The organism is Klebsiella sp. GFKo11 (assembly GCF_056490265.1).
Genome location: NZ_CM151369.1, coordinates 5310283 through 5337159, shown reverse-complemented (window position 1 = coordinate 5337159; position 26877 = coordinate 5310283). Strand labels below are relative to the sequence as shown.

General features: G+C 56.1%; 24 protein-coding genes. 12 read left to right on the top strand and 12 right to left on the bottom strand.

The window, feature by feature from the left end; translation table 11 throughout:
• Positions 1 to 7: 7 nt before the first annotated feature.
• The 3 genes from AC07P6_RS25605 to AC07P6_RS25595 are packed head-to-tail and all read right to left on the bottom strand — an operon-like array spanning position 8 to position 2692.
• Positions 8 to 502, bottom strand: coding sequence for a PTS sugar transporter subunit IIB (locus AC07P6_RS25605; RefSeq protein ID WP_112215033.1), 495 nt, complete (start codon positions 500 to 502; stop codon positions 8 to 10).
• Between the two features lie 11 nt (positions 503 to 513).
• Complete coding sequence (locus AC07P6_RS25600) at positions 514 to 942, bottom strand: PTS sugar transporter subunit IIA (protein ID WP_112215032.1); 429 nt, start codon at positions 940 to 942, stop codon at positions 514 to 516.
• Positions 943 to 946: 4 nt separating this feature from the next.
• A complete protein-coding gene (locus AC07P6_RS25595) occupies positions 947 to 2692 on the bottom strand; it encodes a class I mannose-6-phosphate isomerase (protein WP_478314981.1) in 1746 nt (581 codons plus the stop codon).
• 189 nt (positions 2693 to 2881) lie between these two features.
• Here AC07P6_RS25595 and AC07P6_RS25590 point away from each other — a divergent pair, with 189 nt between their 5' ends.
• Positions 2882 to 3898: a LacI family DNA-binding transcriptional regulator gene (locus tag AC07P6_RS25590; protein WP_478314980.1), complete on the top strand. Its 1017-nt coding sequence runs from the start codon at positions 2882 to 2884 to the stop codon at positions 3896 to 3898.
• Here the strand turns inward: AC07P6_RS25590 and citB are convergent.
• From citB to citS, 6 genes are all read right to left on the bottom strand, one after another.
• Positions 3895 to 4593 (bottom strand): citrate response regulator transcription factor CitB, encoded by a 699-nt coding sequence (citB, locus tag AC07P6_RS25585; RefSeq protein ID WP_110272637.1) that lies wholly within the window; start codon positions 4591 to 4593, stop codon positions 3895 to 3897. The genes AC07P6_RS25590 and citB overlap by 4 nt on opposite strands.
• A complete protein-coding gene (gene citA / locus AC07P6_RS25580) occupies positions 4586 to 6214 on the bottom strand; it encodes a citrate sensor histidine kinase CitA (RefSeq protein ID WP_182240637.1) in 1629 nt (542 codons plus the stop codon). The genes citB and citA overlap by 8 nt, the downstream gene beginning before the upstream one ends.
• Before the next feature lie 248 nt (positions 6215 to 6462).
• Positions 6463 to 7764: an oxalacetate decarboxylase subunit beta gene (locus AC07P6_RS25575; RefSeq protein ID WP_478314979.1), complete on the bottom strand. Its 1302-nt coding sequence runs from the start codon at positions 7762 to 7764 to the stop codon at positions 6463 to 6465.
• Positions 7765 to 7779: 15 nt separating this feature from the next.
• Positions 7780 to 9546: a sodium-extruding oxaloacetate decarboxylase subunit alpha gene (gene oadA, locus AC07P6_RS25570; RefSeq protein WP_478314978.1), complete on the bottom strand. Its 1767-nt coding sequence runs from the start codon at positions 9544 to 9546 to the stop codon at positions 7780 to 7782.
• Between the two features lie 15 nt (positions 9547 to 9561).
• Complete coding sequence (locus AC07P6_RS25565; protein WP_478314977.1) at positions 9562 to 9810, bottom strand: oxaloacetate decarboxylase subunit gamma; 249 nt, start codon at positions 9808 to 9810, stop codon at positions 9562 to 9564.
• 161 nt (positions 9811 to 9971) lie between these two features.
• The gene (gene citS, locus AC07P6_RS25560; RefSeq protein WP_181483643.1) at positions 9972 to 11312 is read right to left on the bottom strand and encodes a citrate/sodium symporter CitS; all 1341 of its coding nucleotides are present in this window, start codon (positions 11310 to 11312) and stop codon (positions 9972 to 9974) included.
• Positions 11313 to 11591: 279 nt separating this feature from the next.
• Between citS and citC the strand changes: the two genes are divergently transcribed.
• The 10 genes from citC (at position 11592) to AC07P6_RS25510 (ending at position 23553) form a co-directional block, all read left to right on the top strand.
• Positions 11592 to 12620, top strand: a complete 1029-nt coding sequence (gene citC, locus AC07P6_RS25555; protein WP_478314976.1) for a [citrate (pro-3S)-lyase] ligase — start codon at positions 11592 to 11594, stop codon at positions 12618 to 12620.
• Positions 12621 to 12650: 30 nt separating this feature from the next.
• Positions 12651 to 12944 (top strand): citrate lyase acyl carrier protein, encoded by a 294-nt coding sequence (gene citD / locus AC07P6_RS25550; RefSeq protein WP_182236252.1) that lies wholly within the window; start codon positions 12651 to 12653, stop codon positions 12942 to 12944.
• On the top strand, positions 12941 to 13810 hold the full coding sequence (gene citE / locus AC07P6_RS25545; RefSeq protein ID WP_112215576.1) for a citrate (pro-3S)-lyase subunit beta: 870 nt from the start codon (positions 12941 to 12943) through the stop codon (positions 13808 to 13810). The genes citD and citE overlap by 4 nt, the downstream gene beginning before the upstream one ends.
• A 10-nt stretch (positions 13811 to 13820) precedes the next feature.
• Positions 13821 to 15347 (top strand): citrate lyase subunit alpha, encoded by a 1527-nt coding sequence (gene citF / locus AC07P6_RS25540; protein WP_478314975.1) that lies wholly within the window; start codon positions 13821 to 13823, stop codon positions 15345 to 15347.
• A gap of 35 nt (positions 15348 to 15382) precedes the next feature.
• Positions 15383 to 16276 (top strand): triphosphoribosyl-dephospho-CoA synthase CitG, encoded by an 894-nt coding sequence (citG, locus tag AC07P6_RS25535; protein ID WP_434664245.1) that lies wholly within the window; start codon positions 15383 to 15385, stop codon positions 16274 to 16276.
• 248 nt (positions 16277 to 16524) lie between these two features.
• A complete protein-coding gene (gene dapB / locus AC07P6_RS25530; RefSeq protein WP_304255904.1) occupies positions 16525 to 17346 on the top strand; it encodes a 4-hydroxy-tetrahydrodipicolinate reductase in 822 nt (273 codons plus the stop codon).
• Positions 17347 to 17802: 456 nt separating this feature from the next.
• Positions 17803 to 18951, top strand: coding sequence for a glutamine-hydrolyzing carbamoyl-phosphate synthase small subunit (gene carA / locus AC07P6_RS25525; RefSeq protein WP_478314974.1), 1149 nt, complete (start codon positions 17803 to 17805; stop codon positions 18949 to 18951).
• A 15-nt stretch (positions 18952 to 18966) separates the two neighbouring features.
• The gene (carB, locus tag AC07P6_RS25520) at positions 18967 to 22191 is read left to right on the top strand and encodes a carbamoyl-phosphate synthase large subunit (protein WP_181483639.1); all 3225 of its coding nucleotides are present in this window, start codon (positions 18967 to 18969) and stop codon (positions 22189 to 22191) included.
• A 140-nt stretch (positions 22192 to 22331) separates the two neighbouring features.
• Complete coding sequence (locus AC07P6_RS25515) at positions 22332 to 23216, top strand: ROK family protein (RefSeq protein ID WP_478314973.1); 885 nt, start codon at positions 22332 to 22334, stop codon at positions 23214 to 23216.
• Positions 23217 to 23319: 103 nt separating this feature from the next.
• Positions 23320 to 23553 carry a YgdI/YgdR family lipoprotein gene (locus tag AC07P6_RS25510; protein WP_478314972.1) on the top strand — a complete coding sequence of 78 codons (234 nt, stop codon included), beginning with the start codon at positions 23320 to 23322 and terminating at the stop codon, positions 23551 to 23553.
• Between the two features lie 44 nt (positions 23554 to 23597).
• On the opposite strand, the gene AC07P6_RS25505 is transcribed toward AC07P6_RS25510, so the two are convergent.
• The 3 genes from AC07P6_RS25505 to idnO are packed head-to-tail and all read right to left on the bottom strand — an operon-like array spanning position 23598 to position 25371.
• The gene (locus AC07P6_RS25505) at positions 23598 to 24065 is read right to left on the bottom strand and encodes a NanQ anomerase/TabA/YiaL family protein (protein ID WP_182236269.1); all 468 of its coding nucleotides are present in this window, start codon (positions 24063 to 24065) and stop codon (positions 23598 to 23600) included.
• The gene (locus AC07P6_RS25500) at positions 24062 to 24592 is read right to left on the bottom strand and encodes a gluconokinase (protein ID WP_478314971.1); all 531 of its coding nucleotides are present in this window, start codon (positions 24590 to 24592) and stop codon (positions 24062 to 24064) included. The genes AC07P6_RS25505 and AC07P6_RS25500 overlap by 4 nt, the downstream gene beginning before the upstream one ends.
• A gap of 14 nt (positions 24593 to 24606) precedes the next feature.
• On the bottom strand, positions 24607 to 25371 hold the full coding sequence (gene idnO, locus AC07P6_RS25495; protein ID WP_478314970.1) for a gluconate 5-dehydrogenase: 765 nt from the start codon (positions 25369 to 25371) through the stop codon (positions 24607 to 24609).
• Positions 25372 to 25783: 412 nt separating this feature from the next.
• Here idnO and AC07P6_RS25490 point away from each other — a divergent pair, with 412 nt between their 5' ends.
• A complete protein-coding gene (locus AC07P6_RS25490; RefSeq protein WP_478314969.1) occupies positions 25784 to 26776 on the top strand; it encodes a LacI family DNA-binding transcriptional regulator in 993 nt (330 codons plus the stop codon).
• The last annotated feature ends 101 nt before the right edge of the window (positions 26777 to 26877 follow it).

Below are 26877 nucleotides of genomic sequence, written 5' to 3'. Positions count from 1 at the left end.
TCGCTCCTTATTTCAGCTTCTGTCGGGCGTCCTGCCAGCTGTAGCAGCTGGCATCCGGGACCAGGCGGAATTCCACGTGATGCCCGTGCTGCACCAGCCAGTCAAAGGCGGCGATCTCGTCCGCGTTGACCGACTGATTCGGGCCGATGGTCGTGGTATCGGCGCGGGCGCTCATCGGGCCAACGTTGATTTTGCCGTTGGCGTTTTTCAGGCTGATCCCCGCTTGCTCAATGCGTTGCAGAGTGAGCGGGGATTTACCGATAACGAAATAGCGCTTCTCGCTGGCGATCACCTTGGGCAGTTTTTCAATTGCCGTTGCGGTATCGAACAGCCAGACTTTGGTGTCCTGCACGGCACCTTTCATCACCGATGAGAGCAGCGGGTCGGCCGCGACGGCGTCGTCAATAGCGACAATCCCATCGCAGGGCAGCTCTTTGGCCCAACGTGTCACGAGCTGCCCATGGATAACGCGGTCATCAATACGAACAAATGAGATACTCATAGCGGTTTCCTTTAAAAATCATCTGACTGAACGGATAAAACCGGAACGGCTTTTATCAGCGTCGGGACGGTCATTTCCAGTAGTTGCTCGGCTGCGGCATGAACGTCGGTGAAATGGCTAACGTCTTCACTTTGCAGCAGCATGGGAAAATTCACGCCCGCCACGACGGCGAGCGGAGGCGTTGTTTCGGTGGAAAATGCATGCTGGCAGGCGACGTTCCACGGGGTCCCGCTTTGCATATCGCATAGCACCAGCACGCCATCGGCGTTGTGCCCGGCGTTTTTCAGCGTCGTGGCGAAATCCTGTTTAAAGCCTTCAATGCCCGCCTGATCGCTAAGCGTCACGGTGAAAACATGCGGTAATTCACCGTAAACCATCCGGCTGCTGGCGAGCAGGGCGTCGGCGAGAGGACCGTGGCTGGCGACAATCACGTTGATCATGCGTTTACCCTCTTACCCAGGCTTTGATGGTGGCGAGCTGCTGCCCGATGCCTTCGCCCGCCGGTGAAATCCGGTATTCGCCGACCGCTGCGGGAATAATAAAGGTCTCGGCATAGTGAACGGTGAAGGGCTCAAATGCTCCGCTTGGGCTATCGACCACCGCCTGAGCGCCCTCTACCAGGTTCAGCACGTTCACGCCGCCCTGAGTGTGGTGAGTGACTGGCGCGGTAAACCAGTGACGACGGGTTTCGATAAACTCGCGTTCGTGCATTCCGGTTCGCTCTTCCCGCCAGCCTTCACCTTCGGCGATGGGATCGATACGGTTCACCAGATTCTCCTCGACCCACCGCGTATCACGCTGCCAGTCGATAACCTGCTCGCCGTGATCGAGATGCACAGGGCGCGGTAAACCATCGAGGCCCAGGCGGCCCCAGTCCCACAGCTTGAAGGTGAAGATATACGGTGTGGCGCTGATCTCCAGCACCATCGTGCCGCTGCCGGAGCAGTGGACCGTCCCAGCCGGGATCAGGAAGTGATCGTGTTTCCGCGCCGGGATTTGGTTAACAAAACGCACATCGTCGAACGCTTTTTCTCCGCGTCCGGCGGCGCGCAGGTCGTCCAGCATCGCCAGCGGCTCGATGCCGGTTTTGGTGCCGAGATAAACCACTGCGCCTGGCTCTGCTTCAAGAATGTAGTAGCTCTCATCCTGGGTGTAATGCATGCCAAACTGCTGCTGGATATATTCGGTCAGCGGGTGGACCTGGAAACTCAGATTTTGCCCGCCGATGGTGTCGAGAAAATCAAAACGGATCGGAAATTCCGCGCCGAAGCGGGCGTGAACCTTCTCGCCAAGCAGCGCACGAGGGTGTAACAGCACCAGGTCCTGAGAGGGGATCTCGATCCGCACGTTGCCAAAACGCAGTAACAGGCTGTTTTCCTCGGGCACGCAATCAAAACACCATGCGTAGTTGGGGGCCGTGGGATCGAGATCGAACTGTTGTTTCATCCACTGCCCGCCCCAGACGCCGGGGTCGAAGAAGGGAGCGACGCGGAATGGACGAGAGGTGGTTTGTTGCAGCCCGGCGCGCAGCGCGTCTCCGCTGACCAGCGCCGGGGCATTTTCTACGGTGGTATCGAGCAGGAAATCAGCTCGCTTGAGCAGCGGCGTTTTATGGCGATCGAAGACCCGCCATTCAATAAAAAAGGCACGCTTGTAGCGGCGAAGAATATCTTCATCCTGGTTCTTAGCCCCCCAGTTGCCCAGCCCATCGTGGCGCATACGCTGCTGAATTTCCCAGCGCGGCAGGTCGGCGTAAATCAGGACATCGCCTGGATGCGCTAATGCCGCGCCTGGCCCGTAGACGACAATGACGCCCTCGCGGGTGGCGTCGATTTGCTGGCGTATCCGGCATAGCTTTTCTTCATCAAAAAACTCATCCAGATGATGACAGGAGAGGACGCCGAATACGCGGTCGTCGGTGAGGTTGCGCGCCAATAGGTCGTGCAGCGCTTGCTCATCCCGGCGGGCAGACTCGACGTTGAGCGCAAGCCGGGCATTGAGTAACGGCAGCAGGCGTTGCTCCAGCTCTGCAAGCCGTACGCCAGGATAACAATCCACAACTACGATGGTTCTGGACGCGGTGGAAATTCGGCTATTAAGCGCCGCGGCGATCGCTTCCCAGCCTTGCCAGGCCTGGTCGTCGTAACCCTGAATAGCCACTTCAGGGAATTTATCATAGGTCGTTTGCATGTATTCTCTCCATATTCGCTAAATTAAGATTAATCGATTAACCTTATTTTGATAGTGTGGTTAACGCGATTAACCCGGCATAATCAGCAACTGAGCGAGTGAAATGGGCGTTAATGTGAGTGCAGTCACAGGGAAAAATGCAATTTTTAGGTTATTCGATTAACCTGATGTGAACGAACAGGAGGAATCATGACGACAGTGACGCTGGCGCAGGTCGCCGAACGGGCGGGGGTCTCTACGGCGACCGTCTCAATGGTATTGCGCAATCGGGGGCGTATTTCGCAGGCCACGCGCGACCGGGTATTGAAAGCGCTGGATGATACCGGCTACGTCTACAATCAGACCGCCGCCAACCTACGCAACCGCAGCAGCAATCAGGTTGGACTGCTGCTGCACGACATCACCAACCCGTTTTATGGTGAGATGACGGCGGGCCTGAGCCATGAAATGGAACGCCATGATTTACTGCTGTTTCTGGCTAACAGTGAAGAGTCTGGCGAACGTCAGCAGAAGTTTGTGGATTCGCTGATGCGCAATAGCGCCTGCGGGATGGTGCTGTGCGCGGCGCGGGAAACGCCGTCCTCGTTTTTCGATGCGCTGAAAAGACGCAATATCCCGGCCATTATGGTGGTGCGCCCGCTGAGCGACCCGGACTTTGATTTTGTCGGCACCGACAACTTTCTCGGCACCCAGATGGCGACGACGCATCTGCTAAAAATGGGTCATCAGAATATCGCCTTTATCGGCGGTAGCCCGAGTTCCGGCACCCGGGCGCAGCGCATTGGCGGTTTTACCAGCACGCTGCTGGAAAGCGGTATTTCTCCGAATCCACACTGGATCGTCACCGCGCAGGCAAGCCAGATTGATGGCGCCAAAGTGGCGGAATCGCTGTTATCGCAATATCCGCAAATTACCGCCGCCGTTTGCTATCAGGATATTGTCGCTCTGGGAGTGATGCAGGCGCTGCGTAAAATGGGCCGCGAACCGGGGCGAGATTTTGCGCTGGTGGGCTTCGATGATATTACCGAAGCGGCGCTGGTTCAGCCTGCGCTAACCACCGTTTCGGTGGCGGCGAAAGAGATTGGTCGTAAAGCGGGCGAGCTGCTGTATAGCCGTATTCAGGGCAATGATGAGCCGCCGAAACGTATTATTCTGCCACCCGCGCTGGTGATCCGCGAATCTTGCGGTTTTCGCCGGGGTGATTAAGCGGTGTCGGTCACTTTACCGTGATAAATCCGCTCCGGTCTGCCGACTTTACCGTAGCTGATTTCCGCTTCGAGAAAATCGTTTTTCACCCCTTGCTCCAGGTAGCGGCGAGCGGTGGTTTTACTACTGCCGAGAATGCGGGCGAGCGTGTCGGCAGTATGAACGATTTCCGGGTCAGTGAAGAGCTGTAATACGCGATTAAAGGTGCTTTCATCGATGCCGCGCAGCGCAGACCCAGCGGCTTCGGTATGCTCCTTGGCCTGAATATTAAACAGGGCGTCAACGTGGGTCTGGCTGGCCTGTTCGCTGGAGCGCAGGGAGCTGCGATAGCGGGCAAAGCGCTCAAGCGTATGCTGCAAGCGCTGATAGTGCACCGGCTTAATCAGATAATCAAAAACCCCCATCCGCAGGGCTTCACTGATGGTATCCATGTGATTATCAGCAGTAATAAAAATGATGCGGCCTTTGTAGTTGGTGTTGACGGCGTGGCGGATCAGATCGAGGCCTTTGCCATCGGGCAAAAAGTTATCCAGCAGAATCAGCTGTGGCTGATAGAGACGGAGCAGCTTTTTGGCGCTTTCCAGTTTATCGGCAATGCCAATGACTGCGAACTGGGGAAATTGTTTGATGGTATCCACCAGGATTTCCGCCAGCATAGGTTCGTCTTCAACGATGAGGGTTGTGATGCTATCCATGATGTTCATCTCGGGTCAGGGGGATATAAAGAGTAAAAATAGCGCCAAAGGGGATGTTGTCATCGACAACGATATTGCCGCCCGCCTGCTCAACGTAGCTGCGAACCAGCCACAGGCCGATACCATGATCGCCGCTGTCGCTGCTGGTCACGCCGCGTTCAAAAATGCGATCGCGCATTGGCTCATCAATTCCACAGCCCTGATCGGCGATCTCGATGATCACTTCACCGCCCTCGCTGTTGATCAGGCACTCGATCTGCTTTGAGCCTGCCGGCTGGCGCAGGGTGGCATTGTAGGCGTTGTCCAGCAGATTGCCGACGATCGAGATCCATTCATTGTGTGAAAGTGATGAAGGTAGAGTATCGACGTAACAGGAGGGGTCGAATACCAGTTCTAAACCGAGCTCTTTGGCGCGATAGTATTTGCCGATCAGCAACCCGGCGAGGTGGTTCACTTTAAAATTACGCGCAATAAAATCGAGCACTTTCTGGTGGCTTTCAGATTGCTGCTGAATGAGATCCAGCGCGTTGTCGTAGCGTTTTAAAAACAGCAGACCGGCGATAGTGGAGATCAGGTTGCGATGCTCATGCTGCACGGCACGCAGGTTATCTGCGTATTGCTGGACCTGGCTGAGCTGCAGGCTAAGGGTGTTGATATCGTCTTTGCTACGAAAGCTAATGACCCAGCCCTGAGGCTCGCTATTGAGCGTAACGGCCATCCGGCTGGCGATCACTTTGATCTGATTAAAGGTGACGATTTCATCTTTCTTGTTCTCCTGCGGCGCGTCGTAGAAGAACGTCTCCTGGGAGATAACGCTGCTGATGCTTTTGCCGATCAGGATGGTTTCCGGCTGGCTCAGGTTCAATAGCCGCCGCGCAGTCTGATTAATGGCGGTAATTTTGTAGTGTGAATCGATAGCAATCAGCCCCTCAAATACCGATTCAAACAGCACGCTTTGCTGAATAAGCAGTTGTGATAGCTGCTGCGGTTCCATATTCAGCATCTGTTTTTTAATATGCAGTGAGAAGCGTCGGGCGCAGTAGAGCAACAGGAGCAGCATGATAGCCATCGGGATCATCAGCGATCCGATCTGTAAACTGAGCCAGTTTTCCAGCTGTTCGATGGTATAGCCCACCGATACGATACCGATCACTTTGCCAGTGCTGTCCTGGATCGGCGATTTGCCGCGTAATGAAGAGCCAAGGGATCCTTTGCGTACCGAAACGTAGCTTTTGGCGTTGTACAGCGCGTCGTCGCTGTCGCCGCCCTCCATATATTTACCGATTTCATCAGGATTCACGTGATACAGGCGCTGGCCTTTTGCGTCGCCGACGGTGATGTAGGTGGCATCGGAAAACGATCGCATTGGGTCGATAAGCGCCTTAATCCTCGCCAGATCGTGTTTTTCCACTGCTTCGACCAGTTCGGGCATGGCGGAGATTTGCATCGCCTGAATCAGCGCGCGCTGGCCAACCTGGTAATGCAGGCGCTCTTCCGTAATGCTGGTGAGATACCATGACATCGCCAGCATCACGATTGTTGAGGTGAACAGGATCAACAGAAAGATACGGTTCTGGAACGAACGCCGGGCAAACCAGTGCGTGATTTTTCGGGTAAACATTGGACGAATTGACATCAAAAGGTCATTTTCTCTTTTTTCGGGGCCAATGACGCTGAATCGGCCCACAGTTTTGCTGATTTCAGAAGTCATTCAGTCGGAATACGACGTTTTACGTACCTCCGGTGGCGCTGTGTATGACGGGGTACATCTCCCCGGGTTGCGGCGCAAGCGCCTTACCCGGGCTACGGATCCAGGCAATCCGGTAGCCCGGACAGGCGCAACGCGCCGCCTCCGGGAAGAGCACAGAACTACATTGCCAGCACGTACTTGAGCATCACCCCGGCGGCAATCGCCGAGCCAATCACCCCGGCCACGTTCGGGCCCATCGCGTGCATCAACAGGAAGTTCTGCGGGTCTGACTCCAGGCCCACCTTGTTCGACACCCTGGCCGCCATCGGCACCGCCGAGACCCCGGCTGAACCAATCAGCGGGTTAATCGGATTCTTACTGAATTTATTGAGCAGCTTCGCCATCAATACCCCGGCCGCCGTCCCGATACCGAATGCAATCACCCCCAGCACCAGAATGCCCAGCGTCTGCGGCTGCAGGAACTTGTCCGCCACCAGCTTCGCGCCCACCGACAACCCGAGGAAAATGGTCACGATATTAATCAGCCCGTTCTGCACCGTATCGCTCAGGCGCTCCACCACGCCGCTCTCGCGCATCAGGTTACCGAAGCAGAACATCCCCAGCAGCGGCGCCGCGTCCGGCAGCAGCAGCGCCACCAGCAGCAACAGCACCGCCGGGAAGAGGATTTTTTCCCGCCTGCTCACCGTGCGCAGCTGGACCATGCGGATTTTCCGCTCTTTCTCTGTGGTCAGCGCCTTCATAATCGGCGGCTGGATTAACGGCACCAGCGCCATATACGAGTACGCCGCCACTGCGATAGCGCCGAGTAATTCCGGCGCCAGCTTGCCCGACAGATAAATCGCCGTCGGGCCGTCCGCCCCGCCGATGATGCCGATGGCCGCCGCCTGCGGCAGGGTGAAGGAAATCAGGCCGAAGTAGTTCAGCGTCAGCGCCCCGAGCACCGTGGCGAAGATACCGAACTGCGCCGCCGCTCCCAGCAGCAGGGTGCGCGGGTTGGCCAGCAGCGGGCCGAAGTCGGTCATCGCTCCCACGCCCATAAAAATCACCAGCGGCGCAATGCCCGAACCGATGGCGACCTTATAGAAAATCGCCAGCACCCCGGACGAGTAGCCCATATCGACCGCCATCTCTTCCATCTGGTTTTGTACCGACGGCAGCGCCAGCGCTAATGCCTCCTTGATGGCATGCACGTCCGGCAGGCAGTTGAGCTTCGCGGCAATCACCGCCAGCTGCCCGGCATCGTGATGGGCCAGCATGCTCTCCAGCGCGGTCATCGCCATCCCGGCCTCCGGGATATTCGACAGCAGGCCGCCGAAGCCAATCGGCAGCAGCAGCAGCGGCTCGAACTTCTTCGCGATGGCCAGCCACAGCAGCAGCAGGCTCACCAGCAGCATCAGCGCCTGGCCGATGCTAAGGTGCATCAGGCCCATGCCCTGAATCAGGGCGTTCAGACTTTCCATTTCCGTTCCTCTTCCTTACGCAAGCGTCATCAGGGTGTCGCCCACGGCGACCGCATCGCCGGACTTCACCGCGATACCGCGTACGGTCCCGGCCTGTGCGGCGCGGATTTCGGTTTCCATCTTCATGGCTTCCAGAATCAGCAGCACGTCGCCTTCCGCCACCGTCTGGCCCTCGGTGGCAATCACCTTCCAGATGGTGCCCGCCAGCGGCGCGGTCACCGGGGTGCCTGCGCCTGCCGGAGCGGCTACCGGAGCCGGTGCAACTGATGTGGTGGCAGTGAGCTGGCTGATATCGCCGCCGTCGCTGACCTTCACCACAAAGGCTTTACCTTCCACTTCCACGGTATAGACGCCGGAGGCGGCAGGTTTTTCTGCTTTTGCCACCGGCTGCGCGGCTTCCGCCTGCGGCACCGGCTCAAACGCCGCCGGGTTGTGGCGGTTCTCAAGGAATTTGAGGCCGATTTGCGGGAACAGCGCCACGGTCAGCACATCGTCGATGGCGTTTTCCGCAAGCTGAATACCCTTCTCCTGCGCCTGGCGCTTCACGTCGGCTTCCAGCTGCGCCAGCTCCGGTTTGAGTAAATCCGCCGGGCGGCAGGTGATGGCTTCTGCGCCGTCCAGCACGCGGGCCTGCAATGCCGCATTCACCGGTACCGGAGTATGGCCGTATTCGCCCTTCAGAATGCCCGCCGTTTCTTTGGCGATGGTTTTGTAGCGCTCGCCGGTGAGGACGTTAAGCACCGCCTGGGTGCCGACAATCTGCGAGGTCGGGGTGACCAGCGGGATAAAGCCGAGGTCCTCGCGCACGCGGGGGATTTCCGCCAGCACCTCATCCAGCCTGTCGGCGGCGTTCTGCTGCTTCAGCTGGCCCTCGAGGTTGGTGAGCATCCCGCCCGGCACCTGGGCCACCAGGATGCGGCTGTCGTAACCCTTCAGCTGGCCTTCAAAGGCGTGGTACTTTTTGCGCACCTCGCGGAAGTACGTCGCGATGCTCTCCAGCTTGAGGATATCCAGCCCGGTGTCGTACTGCGTTCCGGCAAGCGTCGCCACCAGCGCCTCGGTGGCCGGGTGACCGTAGGTGGCGCTCATCGAGGAGATAGCCGTATCCACGCCGTCAACGCCCGCTTCGATGGCTTTCAGCAGGGCCATCTCCGCCATCCCGGTGGTGGCGTGGCAGTGCAGGTGCAGGCGCACGTCGTGGCGTTTTTTGATTTCGCTCACCAGCTCAAAGGCGGCCGACGGGGTGAGGATGCCGGACATATCCTTGATGGCGATGGAATCGACGCCGGTTTCCAGCAGCTGTTCGGTCAGGTCCAGCCAGGTCTGCAGGGTGTGCGCCGGGCTGGTGGTGTACGAGAGCGTGCCCTGGGCGTGCGCGCCGTGGCTGCGCACGGCCTGTAAAGCCGCTTTCATATTGCGCGGGTCGTTCATGGCGTCGAAGACGCGGAACACGTCCATGCCGTTTTTGACGGCGCGCTCAGTGAAGCGCTCCACCACGTCATCGGCGTAGTGGCGGTAGCCGAGGAGGTTCTGGCCACGCAGCAGCATCTGCAGCGGGGTCTTCGGCATGGCTTTTTTCAGCTCGCGCAGGCGGACCCACGGGTCTTCGCCGAGAAAGCGGATGCAGGCGTCATAGGTGGCGCCGCCCCAGCACTCGAGGGAGCCGTAGCCGACGTCATCGAGCTGAGCGGCGATGGGCAGCATATCGTCAAGACGCAGGCGGGTGGCGAAAAGGGACTGGTGGGCGTCGCGCAGGACGACATCGGTAATGGCAACGGTCATGGAATGCTCCGTGAATTAAGGGTTAAGGCGGCGATGGTGGTGGATAGCGGCGGCAATCACCGGCTTTAAGCGGGCGAAGTCGTCAGCGGGCGCGGCGGCAGCGGGAGCCGCTCCGGGCGCCGGGGCCGGTTCAGGGAAGAAGCGGTTGACGGCGACGGACATGCCCTGGATGGCGAAAATCAGCAGGAACAGAAACGCCAGCACGAATCCCATGCCGAGGAACATCAGGGTGAAGCCTTCACCCAGCAGTACTGCATCACTCATGAAAAGGTCCAAAAGTAAGGGCACGATGGCGTGTTTGAAAGTAAATTCATTGGTGCGTCCGGCTAAGGAGTTAGGGTGGATTTCCCGAAGCCGCCCCCGGCCCTGGACCCTAATTTGCACCGCTGTGGTTTACGCTCAAACATCGCCATCGTGCGTGTTTATTACATCATCATGCCGAACACGATGCTCGCGATGACCAGCACAATACCGCCGCCCAAACGGGAGGAGATTTGCGCATAGGAGATAAGATTCATACGGTTACAGGCAGAGAGCACTTCCAGGTCACCGGAACCGCCGCGGTTAGCCATACACAGGCCAGCGGTAATTGCGGATTCAATCGGGAAGAAGCCAATCAGCCAGCCGCCGACGGCGGCACCGACGACGGCACCCACTACGATGACAGCGGCAATCACCACGTTAGCGAAGGTGATCGCGTCGATGATCTCTTGCAGGTCGGTGTAGCACACGCCGACGCCGACCATCAGCACCCACAGCAGTTGCTTAGAGAAGAAGTCAGACAGACGTTTAGCACCAGCTTTGATTTCCGGCGAGCAGAGACCAGAGGCGTTCAGCGCCGCGACGATCAGTACCATCCAGGCGAAGTAGTGGATAGACACGCCGCCAATGCTTGGCAGAATTTTCTTGGCAATGACGTAGGCCAGCAGGAAGCAGGTGGTGGCGAGCACCAGGCCGACAGCCGTTTCACGATGGGTAATCGCGCCCGCTTTTTCATCGTCTTCGACTTTGAACGAAGCTTTACGTACCAGCTCGCCTTCACCGCTCAGCCAGGTATATTTTTTGCCGATAATATCGAGGAGTGCGGCGAAAACGATGGCGAAGATGTTGGCGATGGTCAGAATAGCAATCGCGGTTGAGTAGTACTCTTCACGAGAACGACCGGTGACGGAGTGATAAATTTCAGACAGCGGAACCGCGCCTGCGCCGTTACCGCCGCCCATAATCGGCAGGACATACAGCATCATGATGCGATCGATGGAAATACCGAAGCACAGCCCGATAGCAATGCCAAAGATTGATGCGCCGAGGATCCCCATAAGGATAGTTGGAATATAACCCAGCAGGGATTTCAACAACAGTTTACGGTTAACCGCGAGAATAGCACCGGTAATCAACACTGCGATGAATAAGTTCAGGAAGTTACTTTTATCCATCACATTGGTGATTGCGTCGATTTCTCTCTGCGTGAAAATACCGGCATAAACAAAATACGCGGCTACCAGGAAGATCATTACCGGTGCGCCACCAATATATTTATTAAATATCGGCAGACGTTTACCAATTTCACCAAAGATAGCGCCAATAATAAACATTATCGCGAAGCCACCCACGATATCAGTGGGTAGCGCGTCATAAAAGTGTGAAAGGAGTAGTGTAATTAATGCAAACGCGTAAAGCGGAAGCGGCATACCGAAGATTTTAAACCCCAGTATATCGCTAACGCCTTTTTTCTCCGCAGCCGGAGCCTGGCTCATGTTAGTCATAAGACGTCACCCTGTTAAAAAAAGGAATAATGCCGTTGGAAAAAGCAATAATAAGACGGCGGCATCATAATAAATATGCTCTGGGCTGATATGTGATTATCTTCACTGATCGGTCGTGTTTTTAATTAATTTAATTGTTTTTATTCTTCTGAATTAATTAACAACATAAAAACCATAAAGCCAATTAAGGTACGGGAAAAAGTGTGATTTAAATAAAAGAACCGCTACGGGAACGGTGGCGAAATACAGTTCGTTTTTGGTCAATGAAGCGCTAAAAAAATGAACTTGATATTAAAACGCGTCACGGTACAGAAAGATCCCCGTCGGCGGGAGGCTATCGATCTTTTCCTTCATGAACATCAGCTCTCGCTGGAAGCAGATTGCGAAATCGTGATTGTCGCCGAACATCAGCGGCGCATCGTTGGCTGTGGCGCAATTGCCGGATGTGTTCTGAAGTGTATTGCCGTCGACTCGTCGCTACAGGGGGAAGGGCTAAGCCTGAAGCTGCTGACCGAACTGATGACTCAGGCGTATGAACTGGGCCGCAGCGAACTGTTTTTATTCACCAAACCGTATAACGCCGCGCTCTTTTCCTGCGCTGGATTCTGGCCTATCGCCCGCGCGGGAGACCAGGCCGTTTTGATGGAAAATAGCCGCGAACGTCTGGCCCGTTATTGCCGCCAGCTCACGATGTATCGCCAGCCGGGGGAAAAAATTGGCGCCATCGTGATGAACGCCAATCCCTTTACGCTGGGGCATCGATGGCTGGTCGAGCAGGCCGCCCGCCAGTGCGACTGGCTGCATCTGTTCGTGGTGAAGGAAGATGCGTCATTTTTCAGCTATCAGGAGCGCGTCATGCTGATTGAGCAAGGGATTGCGGGAATTGAAAACGTCACCCTGCATCCGGGATCGGCTTACCTGATCTCCCGGGCGACATTCCCCGGCTATTTCCTGAAAGACAAAGGCGTGGTCGACGACTGCCACTGCCAGATCGATCTCCAGCTTTTCCGCGAACATCTCGCCCCGGCGCTACAGATAACCCACCGTTTTGTCGGCAGCGAGCCGCTGTGTTCATTAACCCGTCATTACAACCTGCGCATGCAGCAGCTGCTTGAAGCGCCCGGCGCTACACCGACCATTCAAGTGGTTGAGCTGGATCGGGTTGAGAAAGATGGCGGGCCGATCTCCGCTTCCCGAGTGCGCAAGCTCTATAAAGAGCGCCGCTGGTCGGCTATCGAGCCGCTGGTTCCGCCGGGAACGCTCTCTTTTCTGATGCATCTGGCGGAAAGCGAACATCAAACCGCCTGATTTTACCTCCATAACTAAGGATCTGCCTCTATGGAAATGATGATTGACGCCCTGGCCGGCACGCTGGAGTCCAGCGATGTGATGGTCAGGATTGGGCCTGCTAATGAGCCGGGTATCCAGCTTGAAATCGACAGCGTCGTGAAGCAGCAGTTTGGCGCCGCGATTGAGCGGGTGGTCAGAGAGACGTTGGCGCAGCTTGACGTCACCCAGGCGAATGTGGTCGTCGATGATAAAGGTGCGCTCGAATGCGTACTGAAGGCTCGCGTTCAGGCCGCGGCGCTGCGCGCAGCTAAACAATCTCAACTGCAATGGAGCCAGCTATGAAACCTCGTCGCAGTATGCTGTTTATTCCCGGCGCGAATGCCGCGATGTTAAGCACCTCTTTTGTTTACGGCGCAGACGCGGTGATGTTTGACCTCGAAGACGCCGTTTCACTGCGTGAAAAAGATACCGCCCGCCTGCTGGTGCATCACGCGCTCCAGCATCCACTGTATCGGGATGTCGAAACCGTGGTGCGTATTAATCCGCTCAATACCCCGTTTGGCCTTGCTGACCTCGAAGCGGTGGTGCGCGCGGGCGTGGATATGGTCCGTTTGCCGAAAACCGATAGCAAAGAAGATATCCATGAGCTGGAAGCCCACGTTGAGCGCATTGAGCGCGAGTGTGGCCGGGAAGTGGGCAGCACCAAATTAATGGCGGCGATTGAATCAGCGCTTGGCGTGGTGAATGCGGTCGAGATCGCCCGCTCCAGCCCGCGTTTGTCGGCCATTGCGCTGGCGGCCTTTGACTACGTGATGGATATGGGCACCTGCCGCGGCGACGGCACCGAGCTGTTTTATGCTCGCTGCGCGGTGCTGCACGCCGCCCGCGTTGCCGGGATCGCGGCCTATGACGTGGTGTGGTCGGATATCAACAACGAAGAAGGTTTCCTCGCGGAAGCGAATCTGGCGAAAAACCTCGGCTTTAACGGCAAATCGCTGGTCAACCCGCGCCAGATTGAGCTGCTGCATCAGGTTTATGCCCCAACGCTTAAAGATGTCGAGCATGCGCGCGAAGTTATCGCGGCGGCGGAAGAGGCGGAAGAGCGCGGCCTGGGCGTGGTATCGCTGAACGGCAAGATGATAGATGGACCGATTATCGATCATGCGCGCAAAGTCGTGGCGCTGTCGGCTTCCGGCATTCGTGATTAAGGGGTAAATAATGAAAGAGATCGTGGCAATGCTTAATCAACAATACGTCGTGCCGGAAGGGTTAGAGCCCTATGCGGGCGTGACCGCGAAAAGCCCGTGGTTGGCCAGCGAAAGCGAAAAGCGCCAACGTAAAATTTGCGCCTCGCTGGAAGAGGCGATTCGCCGCTCCGGGCTGCAAAACGGCATGACCATCTCCTTCCACCACGCGTTTCGCGGCGGCGACAAGGTGGTCAATATGGTGGTGGCGAAGCTGGCTGAAATGGGCTTTCGCGATCTGACGTTAGCCTCAAGCTCGCTGATCGACGCTCACTGGCCGCTGATCGAGCATATTAGAAACGGCGTGGTTCGCCAGATTTATACCTCTGGCCTGCGCGGTAAGCTCGGGGAAGAGATCTCTGCGGGCCTGATGGAAAACCCGGTACAAATTCACTCCCACGGCGGCCGTGCGCATTTAGTGCAAACCGGCGAACTGAATATTGACGTGGCGTTCCTTGGGGTGCCGTGCTGCGATGAGTATGGCAACGCCAACGGCTTTAGCGGCAAATCTCGCTGCGGCTCACTGGGCTACGCCAAAGTGGATGCTGACGCGGCCAAATGCGTGGTGCTGCTGACCGAAGAGTGGGTTGATTATCCGAACTACCCGGCCAGTATCGCTCAGGATCAGGTTGATCTGATCGTGCAGGTTGAGGAAGTTGGCGATCCGGCGAAAATCACCGCCGGGGCGATCCGCCTGACCAGCAACCCGCGCGAGCTACTGATCGCTCGCCAGGCGGCCAAAGTGATCGAACATTCTGGCTACTTCAAAGACGGCTTCTCTTTGCAAACCGGCACCGGCGGCGCGTCGCTGGCGGTAACCCGCTTCCTCGAAGATAAGATGCGTCGTAATGAGATCACCGCCAGCTTTGGTCTGGGCGGGATCACCGGCACGATGGTCGATCTGCATGAAAAGGGCCTGATAAAAGCGCTGCTGGATACCCAGTCTTTCGACGGCGATGCTGCGCGTTCGCTAGCGAATAACCCGAACCATATCGAAATCTCTGCTAATCAGTACGCGAACCCAAGTTCTAAAGGCATCTCTTGCGAGCGCCTGAACGTGGTGATGCTGAGCGCGCTGGAAATTGATACCGGGTTCAACGTCAACGTGATGACCGGCTCCAACGGCGTGCTGCGTGGGGCATCTGGTGGCCATAGCGATACGGCGGCAGGGGCTGATTTAACCATTATCACCGCGCCGCTGGTGCGCGGGCGTATTCCGTGCGTGGTGGAGAAGGTGCTAACTCGCGTCACGCCGGGGGCCAGCGTGGATGTGCTGGTGACCGACCACGGTATTGCCGTGAATCCGGCGCGTCAGGATCTGATCGATAACCTGCGCAGCGCCGGTATCCCGCTGATGACGATTGAAGAGCTACAACAGCGCGCTGAGCTCCTGACCGGTAAACCTGAGTCGATCGAATTTACCGACCGGGTGGTGGCGGTAGTGCGTTATCGCGATGGTTCAGTGATTGACGTGATTCATCAGGTTAAAACCGCCAGCTAAACGCATCGAGGAGAGAAGGCATGAGCGAAGTGATCATGAGCCAGCATCGCCAGTTGAGTCGTCAAACGGTCGCGGCGGAGGATATCGTTTCTCGCGTGGAGCGGGCGCTGCTGACGGAAGTTCGCCTGACGCCAAAACCGGGTCTGGTGGATATCCGTAACACCGGCGCGCATCAGGATATGGACCTAGCGTCATTTGAAGCCAGTACGGCGGTTGTCGCCCCGTGGATGGAGAAGTTTTTCATTATGGGTCACGATACGGCCAATATCACACCGGAACAGGTGCTGATGATGCTGCGTCCAGTGGGCATGGCCTGCGAGACGGATATGCTGGAGGTCACCGGGGGGGTGAATACCCATCGCGGGGCGATCTTCGCTTTTGGCCTGCTCAGCGCGGCGGCAGGAAGGCTGGTTGCCCGAGGGGAGCCGGTTGAACAGCACCGGGTTTGCGATCAGGTTGCCCGATTCTGTCGCGGCGTGGTTGGGCGCGAGCTTTCCCCCTCGGAAGGGAAGAAGGTGAGCAAAGGCGAGGCGCATTTCCTGCGCTACGGGCTGTCTGGTGCCCGGGGTGAAGCGGAAAGCGGCTTTCGTACCGTGCGCACTCAGGCTATGCCGGTATTTAATCGCGTGATGGCGGATACCGGCGATACCAATCTGGCGTTATTACAGACCTTGCTGCATCTGATGGCATGGAATGACGATACCAACCTGGTTTCACGCGGCGGGCTGGAAGGACTCAACTTTGTTCAGCAGCAGGCGCAAAAGCTGCTGTGGGAAGGCGGAGTGCTGGCCGACGGTGGGCTGGAAGCGTTACGTCAGCTGGACGATGAACTGATTGTTCGCCATCTCAGCCCCGGCGGCAGCGCCGATCTGCTGGCGGTCACCTGGTTCCTGTATGGCTTCCCTCCAGGAGAGCTGTTCCTGCATTAATTGTTCGGCTTTTCATCAATAGCTGACCCCGGATTGGCCTGCAAATGGCCGAACCGGGGTTCCTGAATCCACATGCGTACCCCTTCTCACTACTCAACGCCAAATTCCCGGCACAATCGTATAGTTTTTACTGATATCGGCGGCAGTTTGTCATAAATTTCTAATTATCGGTGTTTTTGAGTAGCGGCTCATCGACGGGCTGGTTACTCTGAAAACAATTTACGTAGTGTTAACAAAAGAGAATAGCTATGCATGATGCACAAATCCGCGTGGCCATCGCGGGCGCGGGCGGCCGGATGGGACGCCAGTTAATCCAGGCGGTACAGCAAATGGACGGCGCGGCGCTTGGCGCGGCTCTGGAACGTGAAGGCTCCTCACTGCTCGGCAGCGATGCGGGCGAGCTGGCGGGCGTGGGTAAGTCAGGCGTTGTGGTGCAAAGCAGCCTTGAGGCGGTAAAAGATGATTTCGACGTGTTCATCGATTTTACCCGCCCGGAAGGCACGCTGAACCACCTCGCTTTTTGCCGTCAACACGGTAAAGGGATGGTGATCGGCACCACCGGCTTTGATGATGCCGGGAAGCAGGCGATTCGCGATGCTTCGCAGGAAATCGCCATTGTATTCGCCGCTAACTTTAGCGTCGGCGTCAACGTGATGTTAAAGCTGCTGGAGAAAGCGGCGAAGGTGATGGGCGACTACACCGATATCGAAATTATCGAAGCGCACCATCGCCACAAAGTCGATGCCCCATCGGGTACGGCGTTAGCGATGGGCGAGGCGATTGCCGGTGCTCTGGATAAAGATCTGAAGGACTGTGCGGTCTACAGTCGCGAAGGTTACACCGGTGAACGCGAGCCGGGCACGATCGGTTTTGCCACCGTACGCGCCGGAGATATCGTCGGTGAGCATACAGCGATGTTTGCCGATATCGGCGAACGTATCGAAATCAGCCATAAGGCCTCCAGCCGGATGACTTTTGCAAATGGTGCAGTTCGCTCAGCATTATGGTTGAAAGGTAAGAAAAACGGTCTTTTTGATATGCGTGACGTGCTTGAACTGAACTCTTTATAACGATTATTACCCATCGTGATGTGGTTATTGCATTCAATATGTAATTGATTGCAAAGGGCAATATTTTATTGCCCTTTTTATTTTTCCGATTTTTTTATATTTTTATCATCAAGTCTTCAAAAGATTATGTTATCTTTGTATTTATTGTTGTTTTATTGTAAATTTTGACCATCTGGTCTACTTTTTTGTTCTCCGCTCAATGATTTTACAATAATCCGGCCCCGCAAGCGTTTTCCCTGGCTAGTTAGTTGATCTTTTTACCAGCTAAGGCTGGTATTGCTGAACAGTGGCCTGAAATAAGATTAAAAATATCCGCTTTAAGTTGACTTTTACCCGCCATCTCTCCAGAATGCCGCCGTTTGCCAAAATTCTGCGGGCAACAGATTTGCATTGATTCAGATCTGCATTATGAATTAATATGCAAATAAAGTGAGTGGATATTCTCTGGAGGGTGTTTTGATTAAGTCAGCGCTATTGGTTCTGGAAGACGGAACCCAGTTTCACGGTCGGGCCATTGGGGCTACCGGCACGGCGGTTGGGGAAGTCGTTTTCAATACTTCAATGACCGGTTATCAAGAAATCCTCACTGATCCTTCCTATTCCCGCCAAATCGTCACTCTGACTTATCCCCATATCGGCAACGTCGGCACTAACGCCGCTGATGAAGAATCTTCTCAGGTACATGCGCAGGGCCTGGTCATTCGCGACCTGCCGCTGATTGCCAGCAACTTCCGCAATACCGAAGACCTCTCTTCTTACCTGAAGCGCCATAACATCGTGGCGATCGCCGATATCGATACTCGTAAGCTGACCCGTCTGCTGCGTGAGAAAGGCGCGCAGAACGGCTGCATTATTGCGGGCGACAGCCCGGATGCGCAGCTGGCGCTGGAAAAAGCGAAAGCGTTCCCGGGCCTGAACGGGATGGATCTGGCGAAGGAAGTGACTACCGCAGAAACCTACAGCTGGACGCAAGGTAGCTGGACTCTGGCGGGCGACCTGCCGGAAGCCAAAGCAGAAAACGACCTGCCGTTCCACGTTGTGGCCTATGATTTCGGCGCGAAACGCAACATTCTGCGCATGCTGGTCGACCGCGGCTGCCGTCTGACGGTAGTGCCGGCGAAGACCTCCGCTGAAGACGTGCTGAAGATGAATCCGGACGGCATCTTCCTGTCTAACGGCCCCGGTGACCCGGCTCCGTGCGACTACGCCATCGAAGCGATTGAGAAGTTCCTCGAAACCGAGATTCCGGTATTCGGCATCTGCCTTGGCCATCAGCTGTTGGCGCTGGCGAGCGGAGCGAAGACCATCAAGATGAAGTTTGGTCACCATGGTGGTAACCACCCGGTTAAAGATATTGATAACAACGTGGTGATGATTACCGCGCAGAACCACGGTTTTGCGGTGGATGAAGCCTCGATGCCTGCTACCCTGCGCGTGACCCACAAGTCGCTGTTCGACGGCACCCTGCAGGGGATTCATCGTACCGATAAACCAGCGTTCAGCTTCCAGGGACACCCGGAGGCGAGCCCGGGTCCGCACGATGCCGCGCCGCTGTTCGACCACTTTATCGAATTGATTAAGCACTACCGTTCTTCAGCAAAATAATCAGGAGCAAACAAAATGCCAAAACGTACAGATATAAAAAGCATCCTGATTCTTGGCGCTGGCCCGATCGTTATCGGCCAGGCTTGTGAATTTGACTACTCCGGCGCGCAGGCGTGTAAAGCGCTGCGCGAAGAGGGTTATCGCGTCATTCTGGTGAACTCCAACCCGGCGACCATCATGACCGACCCGGAAATGGCCGATGCGACTTATATCGAGCCGATTCACTGGGAAGTGGTACGCAAAATTATCGAAAAAGAGCGCCCGGATGCGGTTCTGCCGACCATGGGCGGCCAGACTGCGCTGAACTGTGCGCTGGAACTGGAACGTCAGGGCGTACTCGAAGAGTTTGGCGTCACCATGATTGGCGCCACTGCTGACGCGATTGATAAAGCCGAAGACCGCCGCCGTTTCGACGTGGCGATGAAGAAAATCGGCCTCGACACCGCGCGCTCCGGCATCGCTCACACTATGGAAGAAGCGCTGGCGGTTGCCGCTGACGTCGGCTATCCGTGCATCATTCGCCCATCTTTCACCATGGGCGGCACCGGCGGCGGTATCGCTTACAACCGTGAAGAGTTTGAAGAGATTTGCGAACGCGGGCTGGATCTTTCCCCAACGAAAGAGCTGCTGATTGATGAGTCGCTGATTGGCTGGAAAGAGTACGAGATGGAAGTGGTGCGTGATAAAAACGACAACTGCATCATCGTCTGCTCTATCGAAAACTTCGACGCGATGGGCATCCATACCGGTGACTCCATCACCGTCGCCCCGGCGCAGACCCTGACCGATAAAGAGTACCAAATCATGCGTAATGCATCGATGGCGGTACTGCGTGAAATTGGTGTAGAAACTGGCGGTTCCAACGTTCAGTTCTCGGTCAACCCGAAAGACGGTCGCCTGATCGTTATCGAAATGAACCCGCGCGTCTCCCGCTCCTCGGCCCTGGCCTCGAAAGCCACCGGCTTCCCGATTGCTAAAGTGGCGGCGAAACTGGCGGTAGGTTACACCCTTGATGAGCTGATGAACGACATCACCGGCGGCCGTACTCCGGCGTCGTTTGAGCCGTCCATCGACTACGTTGTGACCAAAATCCCACGCTTTAACTTCGAGAAATTCGTCGGCGCGAACGACCGCTTGACCACCCAGATGAAATCGGTCGGTGAAGTGATGGCGATTGGCCGCACTCAGCAGGAATCCTTACAGAAAGCGCTGCGCGGCCTGGAAGTGGGCGCGACCGGTTTCGATCCGAAAGTGAGCCTGGATGACCCGGAAGCGCTGACCAGGATTCGCCGCGAGCTGAAAGATGCCGGTGCCGAGCGTATCTGGTATATCGCTGATGCCTTCCGCGCTGGTCTGTCCGTTGACGGCGTGTTCAACCTGACCAATATCGACCGCTGGTTCCTGGTGCAGATTGAAGAGCTGGTTCGTCTGGAAGAGAAAGTGACTGAAGTCGGTATTACCGGCCTTGACGCTGACTTCCTGCGTCAGCTCAAGCGTAAAGGTTTTGCCGATGCGCGTCTGGCCGCGCTTTCGGGCGTGCGCGAAGCGGAAATCCGCAAGCTGCGCGACCAGTTCGACCTGCACCCGGTCTACAAGCGCGTAGATACCTGCGCGGCGGAATTTGCCACCGACACCGCTTATATGTACTCCACTTATGAAGATGAGTGCGAGGCGAACCCGTCCGTTGACCGCGACAAAATCATGGTCCTCGGCGGCGGCCCGAACCGTATCGGTCAGGGTATCGAATTTGACTACTGCTGCGTTCACGCCTCGCTGGCGCTGCGCGAAGACGGTTACGAGACCATTATGGTCAACTGTAACCCGGAAACCGTTTCGACCGATTACGACACCTCCGACCGCCTGTACTTTGAGCCGGTCACCCTGGAAGACGTGCTGGAAATCGTGCGCATCGAGAAGCCGAAAGGCGTTATCGTGCAGTATGGCGGCCAGACTCCGCTGAAGCTGGCGCGCGCGCTGGAAGCGGCAGGCGTACCGATTATCGGCACCAGCCCGGATGCGATTGACCGTGCAGAAGACCGTGAGCGTTTCCAGCAGGCGGTTGACCGTCTGAAGCTGAAGCAACCGGCAAACGCCACCGTAACCGCCATCGAAATGGCTGTCGAAAAAGCGAAAGAGATTGGCTACCCGCTGGTGGTGCGTCCGTCCTACGTGCTCGGTGGTCGGGCAATGGAAATCGTCTATGACGAAGTTGACCTGCGTCGCTACTTCCAGACCGCCGTCAGCGTCTCTAATGATGCGCCGGTGCTGCTGGACCGCTTCCTTGATGATGCGGTAGAAGTCGATGTGGATGCTATCTGCGACGGCGAAATGGTGCTGATTGGCGGCATCATGGAGCACATCGAACAGGCAGGCGTCCACTCTGGTGACTCCGCGTGTTCCCTGCCAGCCTACACGCTGAGCCAGGAAATTCAGGACGTGATGCGCGAGCAGGTGCAGAAGCTGGCCTTCGAATTGCAGGTACGCGGCCTGATGAACGTGCAGTTTGCGGTTAAAAACAACGAAGTCTACCTGATTGAAGTCAACCCGCGTGCAGCGCGTACCGTACCGTTCGTCTCGAAAGCCACCGGCGTTGCGCTGGCAAAAGTCGCGGCGCGCGTGATGGCAGGCCAGACGCTGGCGCAGCAGGGCGTGACCAAAGAAGTCATCCCGCCATACTACTCGGTGAAAGAAGTGGTGCTGCCGTTCAACAAGTTCCCGGGCGTAGACCCACTGTTGGGGCCTGAAATGCGCTCCACCGGTGAAGTGATGGGCGTGGGCCGCACCTTCGCGGAAGCGTTCGCTAAAGCGCAACTGGGCAGTAGCTCGACGATGAAGAAATCGGGCCGCGCGCTGCTCTCCGTACGCGAAGGCGACAAAGAGCGCGTGGTGGACCTGGCGGCAAAACTGCTGAAGTTCGGCTTCGAGCTGGATGCCACCCACGGTACCGCGATTGTGCTGGGTGAAGCCGGCATCAATCCGCGCCTGGTGAACAAGGTGCATGAAGGTCGTCCGCACATTCAGGACCGTATCAAGAATGGCGAATATACTTACATCATCAACACCACTGAGGGTCGTCAGGCGATTGCCGACTCCAAGCTGATTCGCCGCAGCGCGTTGCAGTACAAAGTGCATTACGACACCACGCTGAACGGCGGCTTCGCCACGGCGATGGCGCTGAATGCCAACGCGATTGAGAAAGTGACGTCGGTGCAGGAAATGCACGCGCAGATTAAAAAGTAATGTAATCTGCCAGTAACTGCGCCTCCGGTGGTTGACACCGGAGGCGCTTTTTTTTGCGTTGCGATAAGCCGGGGCTAAACAAAAGTGACTATCCTTGTGAGCATTAATTTGTTTTTACGAATTTAATCAAGGGGATATATATGGCAATTCTATTGTTTGACTGGGGTGGTAGCGCGATTAAGTATGGCGTCTGGCAGCAGGGCGCATTAGCTGATACCGGGTCGGTTAAGACTCCAGCCAGCTGGCCGGAGATGAAGGCGCAGCTGCTGATGCTGTGCCAGCAATTTCAGCAGCGCTATGCTATTGAGGGCGTTTCCATCAGCGCGCCGGGGAGCGTCGATGCCCTGCGCGGGGTAATTGGCGGGCTGAGCGCCATCCCCTATATTCACCACTTTGCGATTGTCGAAGAGCTGGAGACATTATTCTCGCTGCCGGTGTGCATTGAAAACGACGCCAATTCGGCGGGTATCGCCGAAGCGGCGCAGGGGGCGGGGCGGGACTACCAGCACGTGTTGTTTGTGATCGTCGGTTCCGGCGTGGGCGGCGCGATTGTCGAAAACAAGGTCCTGCGGCGCGGTAGCCATCGCTATGCGGGAGAGTTTGGCCTGATGACGCTTCACGATGGGCAAACCTTTAGCGAGCTGGCGACCGCGGTGGCGATGGCGCGACGTTACGCGCAGAGAATGTCGCTGGCGTCAGATTCGCTCACTGGCGCTGACGTTTTTCGCCTGGCGGAAGAGGGGGATGATATTGCACAGCAGGAAGTGGCGCAGTTTTACCACTGGATGGCGGTGGGCTTACTCAATTTGCAGGTCTGCTATGACCCGGATTGCCTGATTATCGGCGGCGGTATCTCCGCCAGCGATAAGATTTTTGCCGGTATTAAGCAGCGCCTGGCTGAACTGGTGCAAGAGAAAGAACTGGCAGAATTCCTGCCGCAGGTTCTGCTCTGCCAGTATCGCAACGAGGCCAACCTGATTGGCGCGGCGGTGAGTTTCGAGCAAAAACAAAGGAATTCGCGCTAAAACGCCACTTCGGAGAGTTCTGGTTTTCTCTCCCTGTTCAGTCAGCTAGCCTAAAGTGGTTAGGGTGATAATTAATTTGACTGAATAACGGGAGAGAAACACGATGCAATTCAAACCACTCACTGCGGCAATTTTTACCGCCGCTGCACTGTTTACCATCGCCGGGTGTTCAACAAACCAGTCGCTAAAAACCACCGATGGCAGAACGATTGTGACCGATGGCAAACCGCAGGTAGATGATGATACCGGGCTGGTGTCCTATAAAAATGCTGAAACCGGCCGCACCGAGCAGATCAATCGCGATCAGGTGAAATCGATGGACAAACTGGATAACTAAGCGTTATCCGTGGCCCCGCGAGGAGTGCGGCGGGGCCGGTTGATTTAAAGTAAGGCGTAGTCAATTTTGACGATAATTTTGCGCAATGCCGCGCCTGCATCCATCGCGGCCATGGGCCGGTGTAGTTCGCCTGGGAACAGGATTGCCAGCTCTTCAGGATGTAGGTGAATCAGCGTTTCGCTGCTGATTGCCTGGCAAAAGCCAATATCATGCGCGGTATTAAACGGCCCATCGTCAACGATCTCCAGACCCTTGTTACCGGCACCGATAACCTCCTCACCTCTCAGCACAATATGAATATCTATGTACTGACGATGATATTCCGGGCGCTGTTCCGCCAGTGGTTTAGTGCTGCCTTCAACGACGGTAAAAAATAAATTATCGCCATCAACGGTATATTTCCCCGGCGGCAGGGCGTGCGGCTCCTGTTGCAAAACCGCCTGCAGCGCTTTGCGGATAACCGGCGGGTAAAAGCTATTTTGGGCGGCGGCGGTTAAGGTATCAATAATCATGCCGGTATCTCCTGTCGTTGATGATGGTTGAGTAGCGTGATGGAGTGCGCCACAATGCTCGCGACATCGGGGGCGATATCGACGGCTAAAATGTCGCTTTCGCTGGCGTCTGGCGTTTCCAGCGCGGCGAACTGGCTGCGCAGCAGGGCTTCAGGCATAAAGTGGCCTTTGCGCGCCTGCATACGCTGCAAAATGCAGTCGTAGTCACCGGTCAGCCACAGGAAGCGTAAATGGGGATTCCCCTTCCGCAGCTGGTCGCGGTAGCGCTTTTTCAGCGCCGAACACACCAGCACGCCGGACTCGTTCTTCTGCCCGAGACTGAAAATAACATCGCCAATACGCTCCAGCCACGGCTGGCGATCGTCATCATCAAGCGGCTGGCTGGCGGCCATTTTGACGATATTTTTGCGAGGATGCAGATCGTCGCCATCGATAAATTTCGCGCCAAGCGCCTGGGCTAAGGCCTGGCCGACGGTGGTCTTGCCGGTGCCGGATACACCCATCAAAATAATGCATTGTCCTGCCATGGTGAACTCCTTGTTCAGACGGCGACCAGCATTCCGCCGTCGACGAACAGCAGATGGCCATTAACGAAATTCGAGGCGTTGGATGATAAAAATACTGCTGCGCCGACCAGCTCCTGCGGGTCACCCCAGCGAGCGGCAGGTGTGCGTTTGCACAGCCAGTCGGTAAAGGCTTTATCGTCAACCAGCGCCTGGGTCATGTCGGTTTTAAAGTAGCCTGGCGCAATACCGTTGACCTGGATGTTATAGCGCGCCAGCTCGACGCACATCCCACGGGTCAGCATTTTTACTGCGCCTTTCGCCGCAGCGTATGGGGTTATCGTGTCGCGCCCGAGTTCGCTCTGCATTGAGCAGATATTGACGATTTTTCCCTGCTGGCGGTCAATCATGCGTTTGGCGACGGCCTGGGAAACGAGAAATACGGCGGTTTGGTTGACCGAAATAACGTCGTTCCATTCCTGTACCGGAAATTCGGTAAACGGGTGGCGGCGCTGAATTCCGGCATTATTAAATAATACGTCGATAGGGCCAATTTCATTTTCGATTTGATTAATGGCATTTTCAACGGCATCAGCATCGGTAACATTAAATACTGCCGCATGGGCAGTCGCGCCCACATCACGTAATTTCATGACCGCATCATCAGCGCGCGAGGCCGAAATATCATTAACAATAATTTCTGCACCATATTGCGCAAGGCCCTGCGCCATGACAAATCCAATTCCCTGTCCTGCGCCAGTAATTAAAATGCGTTTGCCTTGTAAGCTGAAAAGGTCTTTCATTTTGATATCCTGATTAACGGCTGAATATATCCCGTCATACTTCAAGTTGCAGGTGTGTTGACTGCGCTCGTTCACCCGAATCACTTACCTGAGTAAGCTCATCGGGATTCACTCCCTTGCCGCCTTCCTGCAACTCGAATTATTTAGGGTATAAATAATGTTGTGCCCGGTGATTCTGATTTCCTGAATAACGAAAGCGGAATGACCTGTGCTCTATCTCACGGATTTTCGACGGGTAAAACTGTGATGCAGATCACTCAAAACCATGTTACTAAAAGGGGTTACGCTAAACGTGAGGCGGGGCGGAAATTACCATCGCTCAACGGGTTAACTCGTCAGTGGTAAGATTCTCTTTTTAACCCACGACAGGCATAATGGCCTGATGCAGTGGATGTATTTGACGGGCCGATAGATGAAAGCACAACGCATTACGCTCAATGATATTGCAGCGCTGGCGGGCGTAACCAAGATGACCGTCAGCCGCTATTTACGTACCCCGGATAAAGTGAAGCCTGAAACGGCGGAGCGTATTGCCAGCGTGATTGCCGAAATTGGCTATGAGCCGGACCCCGATAATCCGGCGATGATCAGCGTTGTCGTCCCGCGCATTGGCGTGCTTATTCCCTCCTTTCATAATCAAATTTTTGCCGATCTGCTGGCTGGAATTGAGTCGGTCACCACCGCGCACGGCTACCAGACGCTGGTGGTGAACTACGATTACGACCGCCAGCGCGAAGAGGAGCAGATCGCCGCCGTGCTGGCCTTTAACGTCAAGGGTCTGCTGTTAACCGAGTCGGCGCATACTTTGCGGGCTGACAAATATCTCAATGCGGCGAAAATTCCCGTGGCTGAAGTGATGGGGCTGACGGACAACGTCGGGCGCATCAATGTCGGCTTCGATAATTTTAAAGCCGGGTTTGATATGACCAACATGCTGCTGGCGAGCGGTAAGCGGCGGGTTATCTACTTTGGTTCGATGTCCGACGTGCGTGATGAGCAGCGCTATGCCGGTTACTGTCAGGCGATGGTGAATGCCGGATTGCCGCAAGGGCGTATCGCGCCGAATAAGGTATCGTCGGTGTCGATAGGCACCGGAATGATGACCCTGGCGCGGCAGATGTATGCCGATATGGACGCGATTTTGTGCACCAATGACGATCTGGCAGTTGGCGTGTTACAGGAATGCCTCGCTTGCGGTATCAATGTGCCGCAGGAGCTGGCAATTGCTGGTTTTCATGGCCTGGAGATAGGGCAGATAATCTCTCCGCGCCTCGCCAGCGTGCTGACCCCGCGCTTTGAGATGGGCAAAGTGGCAACAGAGATCTTAATCAAGAAAATCAAAGGGCTGCCCACTATCGAAAAAGTCGATCTGCATTATCGGCTGTCGATGGGCGAAACCATTTAACCCTGCCTGAACGGCGATGGCTCGGTGTTAGCAGAAGGTTAACGCATCGTCCACCGTACGCCCGCCGCAAGCCAGTTTTGTCTTAGCGATCACGGAGAGCG

Bases quoted from the DNA above. Each gene is read 5' to 3' on its own strand.
- AC07P6_RS25605 (WP_112215033.1), bottom strand. From the start codon at position 502: ATGAGTATCTCATTTGTTCGTATTGATGACCGCGTTATCCATGGGCAG.
- AC07P6_RS25600 (WP_112215032.1), bottom strand. From the start codon at position 942: ATGATCAACGTGATTGTCGCCAGCCACGGTCCTCTCGCCGACGCCCTG.
- AC07P6_RS25595 (WP_478314981.1), bottom strand. From the start codon at position 2,692: ATGCAAACGACCTATGATAAATTCCCTGAAGTGGCTATTCAGGGTTAC.
- AC07P6_RS25590 (WP_478314980.1), top strand. From the start codon at position 2,882: ATGACGACAGTGACGCTGGCGCAGGTCGCCGAACGGGCGGGGGTCTCT.
- citB (WP_110272637.1), bottom strand. From the start codon at position 4,593: ATGGATAGCATCACAACCCTCATCGTTGAAGACGAACCTATGCTGGCG.
- citA (WP_182240637.1), bottom strand. From the start codon at position 6,214: ATGTTTACCCGAAAAATCACGCACTGGTTTGCCCGGCGTTCGTTCCAG.
- AC07P6_RS25575 (WP_478314979.1), bottom strand. From the start codon at position 7,764: ATGGAAAGTCTGAACGCCCTGATTCAGGGCATGGGCCTGATGCACCTT.
- oadA (WP_478314978.1), bottom strand. From the start codon at position 9,546: ATGACCGTTGCCATTACCGATGTCGTCCTGCGCGACGCCCACCAGTCC.
- AC07P6_RS25565 (WP_478314977.1), bottom strand. From the start codon at position 9,810: ATGAGTGATGCAGTACTGCTGGGTGAAGGCTTCACCCTGATGTTCCTC.
- citS (WP_181483643.1), bottom strand. From the start codon at position 11,312: ATGACTAACATGAGCCAGGCTCCGGCTGCGGAGAAAAAAGGCGTTAGC.
- citC (WP_478314976.1), top strand. From the start codon at position 11,592: ATGAACTTGATATTAAAACGCGTCACGGTACAGAAAGATCCCCGTCGG.
- citD (WP_182236252.1), top strand. From the start codon at position 12,651: ATGGAAATGATGATTGACGCCCTGGCCGGCACGCTGGAGTCCAGCGAT.
- citE (WP_112215576.1), top strand. From the start codon at position 12,941: ATGAAACCTCGTCGCAGTATGCTGTTTATTCCCGGCGCGAATGCCGCG.
- citF (WP_478314975.1), top strand. From the start codon at position 13,821: ATGAAAGAGATCGTGGCAATGCTTAATCAACAATACGTCGTGCCGGAA.
- citG (WP_434664245.1), top strand. From the start codon at position 15,383: ATGAGCCAGCATCGCCAGTTGAGTCGTCAAACGGTCGCGGCGGAGGAT.
- dapB (WP_304255904.1), top strand. From the start codon at position 16,525: ATGCATGATGCACAAATCCGCGTGGCCATCGCGGGCGCGGGCGGCCGG.
- carB (WP_181483639.1), top strand. From the start codon at position 18,967: ATGCCAAAACGTACAGATATAAAAAGCATCCTGATTCTTGGCGCTGGC.
- AC07P6_RS25515 (WP_478314973.1), top strand. From the start codon at position 22,332: ATGGCAATTCTATTGTTTGACTGGGGTGGTAGCGCGATTAAGTATGGC.
- AC07P6_RS25510 (WP_478314972.1), top strand. From the start codon at position 23,320: ATGCAATTCAAACCACTCACTGCGGCAATTTTTACCGCCGCTGCACTG.
- AC07P6_RS25505 (WP_182236269.1), bottom strand. From the start codon at position 24,065: ATGATTATTGATACCTTAACCGCCGCCGCCCAAAATAGCTTTTACCCG.
- AC07P6_RS25500 (WP_478314971.1), bottom strand. From the start codon at position 24,592: ATGGCAGGACAATGCATTATTTTGATGGGTGTATCCGGCACCGGCAAG.
- idnO (WP_478314970.1), bottom strand. From the start codon at position 25,371: ATGAAAGACCTTTTCAGCTTACAAGGCAAACGCATTTTAATTACTGGC.
- AC07P6_RS25490 (WP_478314969.1), top strand. From the start codon at position 25,784: ATGAAAGCACAACGCATTACGCTCAATGATATTGCAGCGCTGGCGGGC.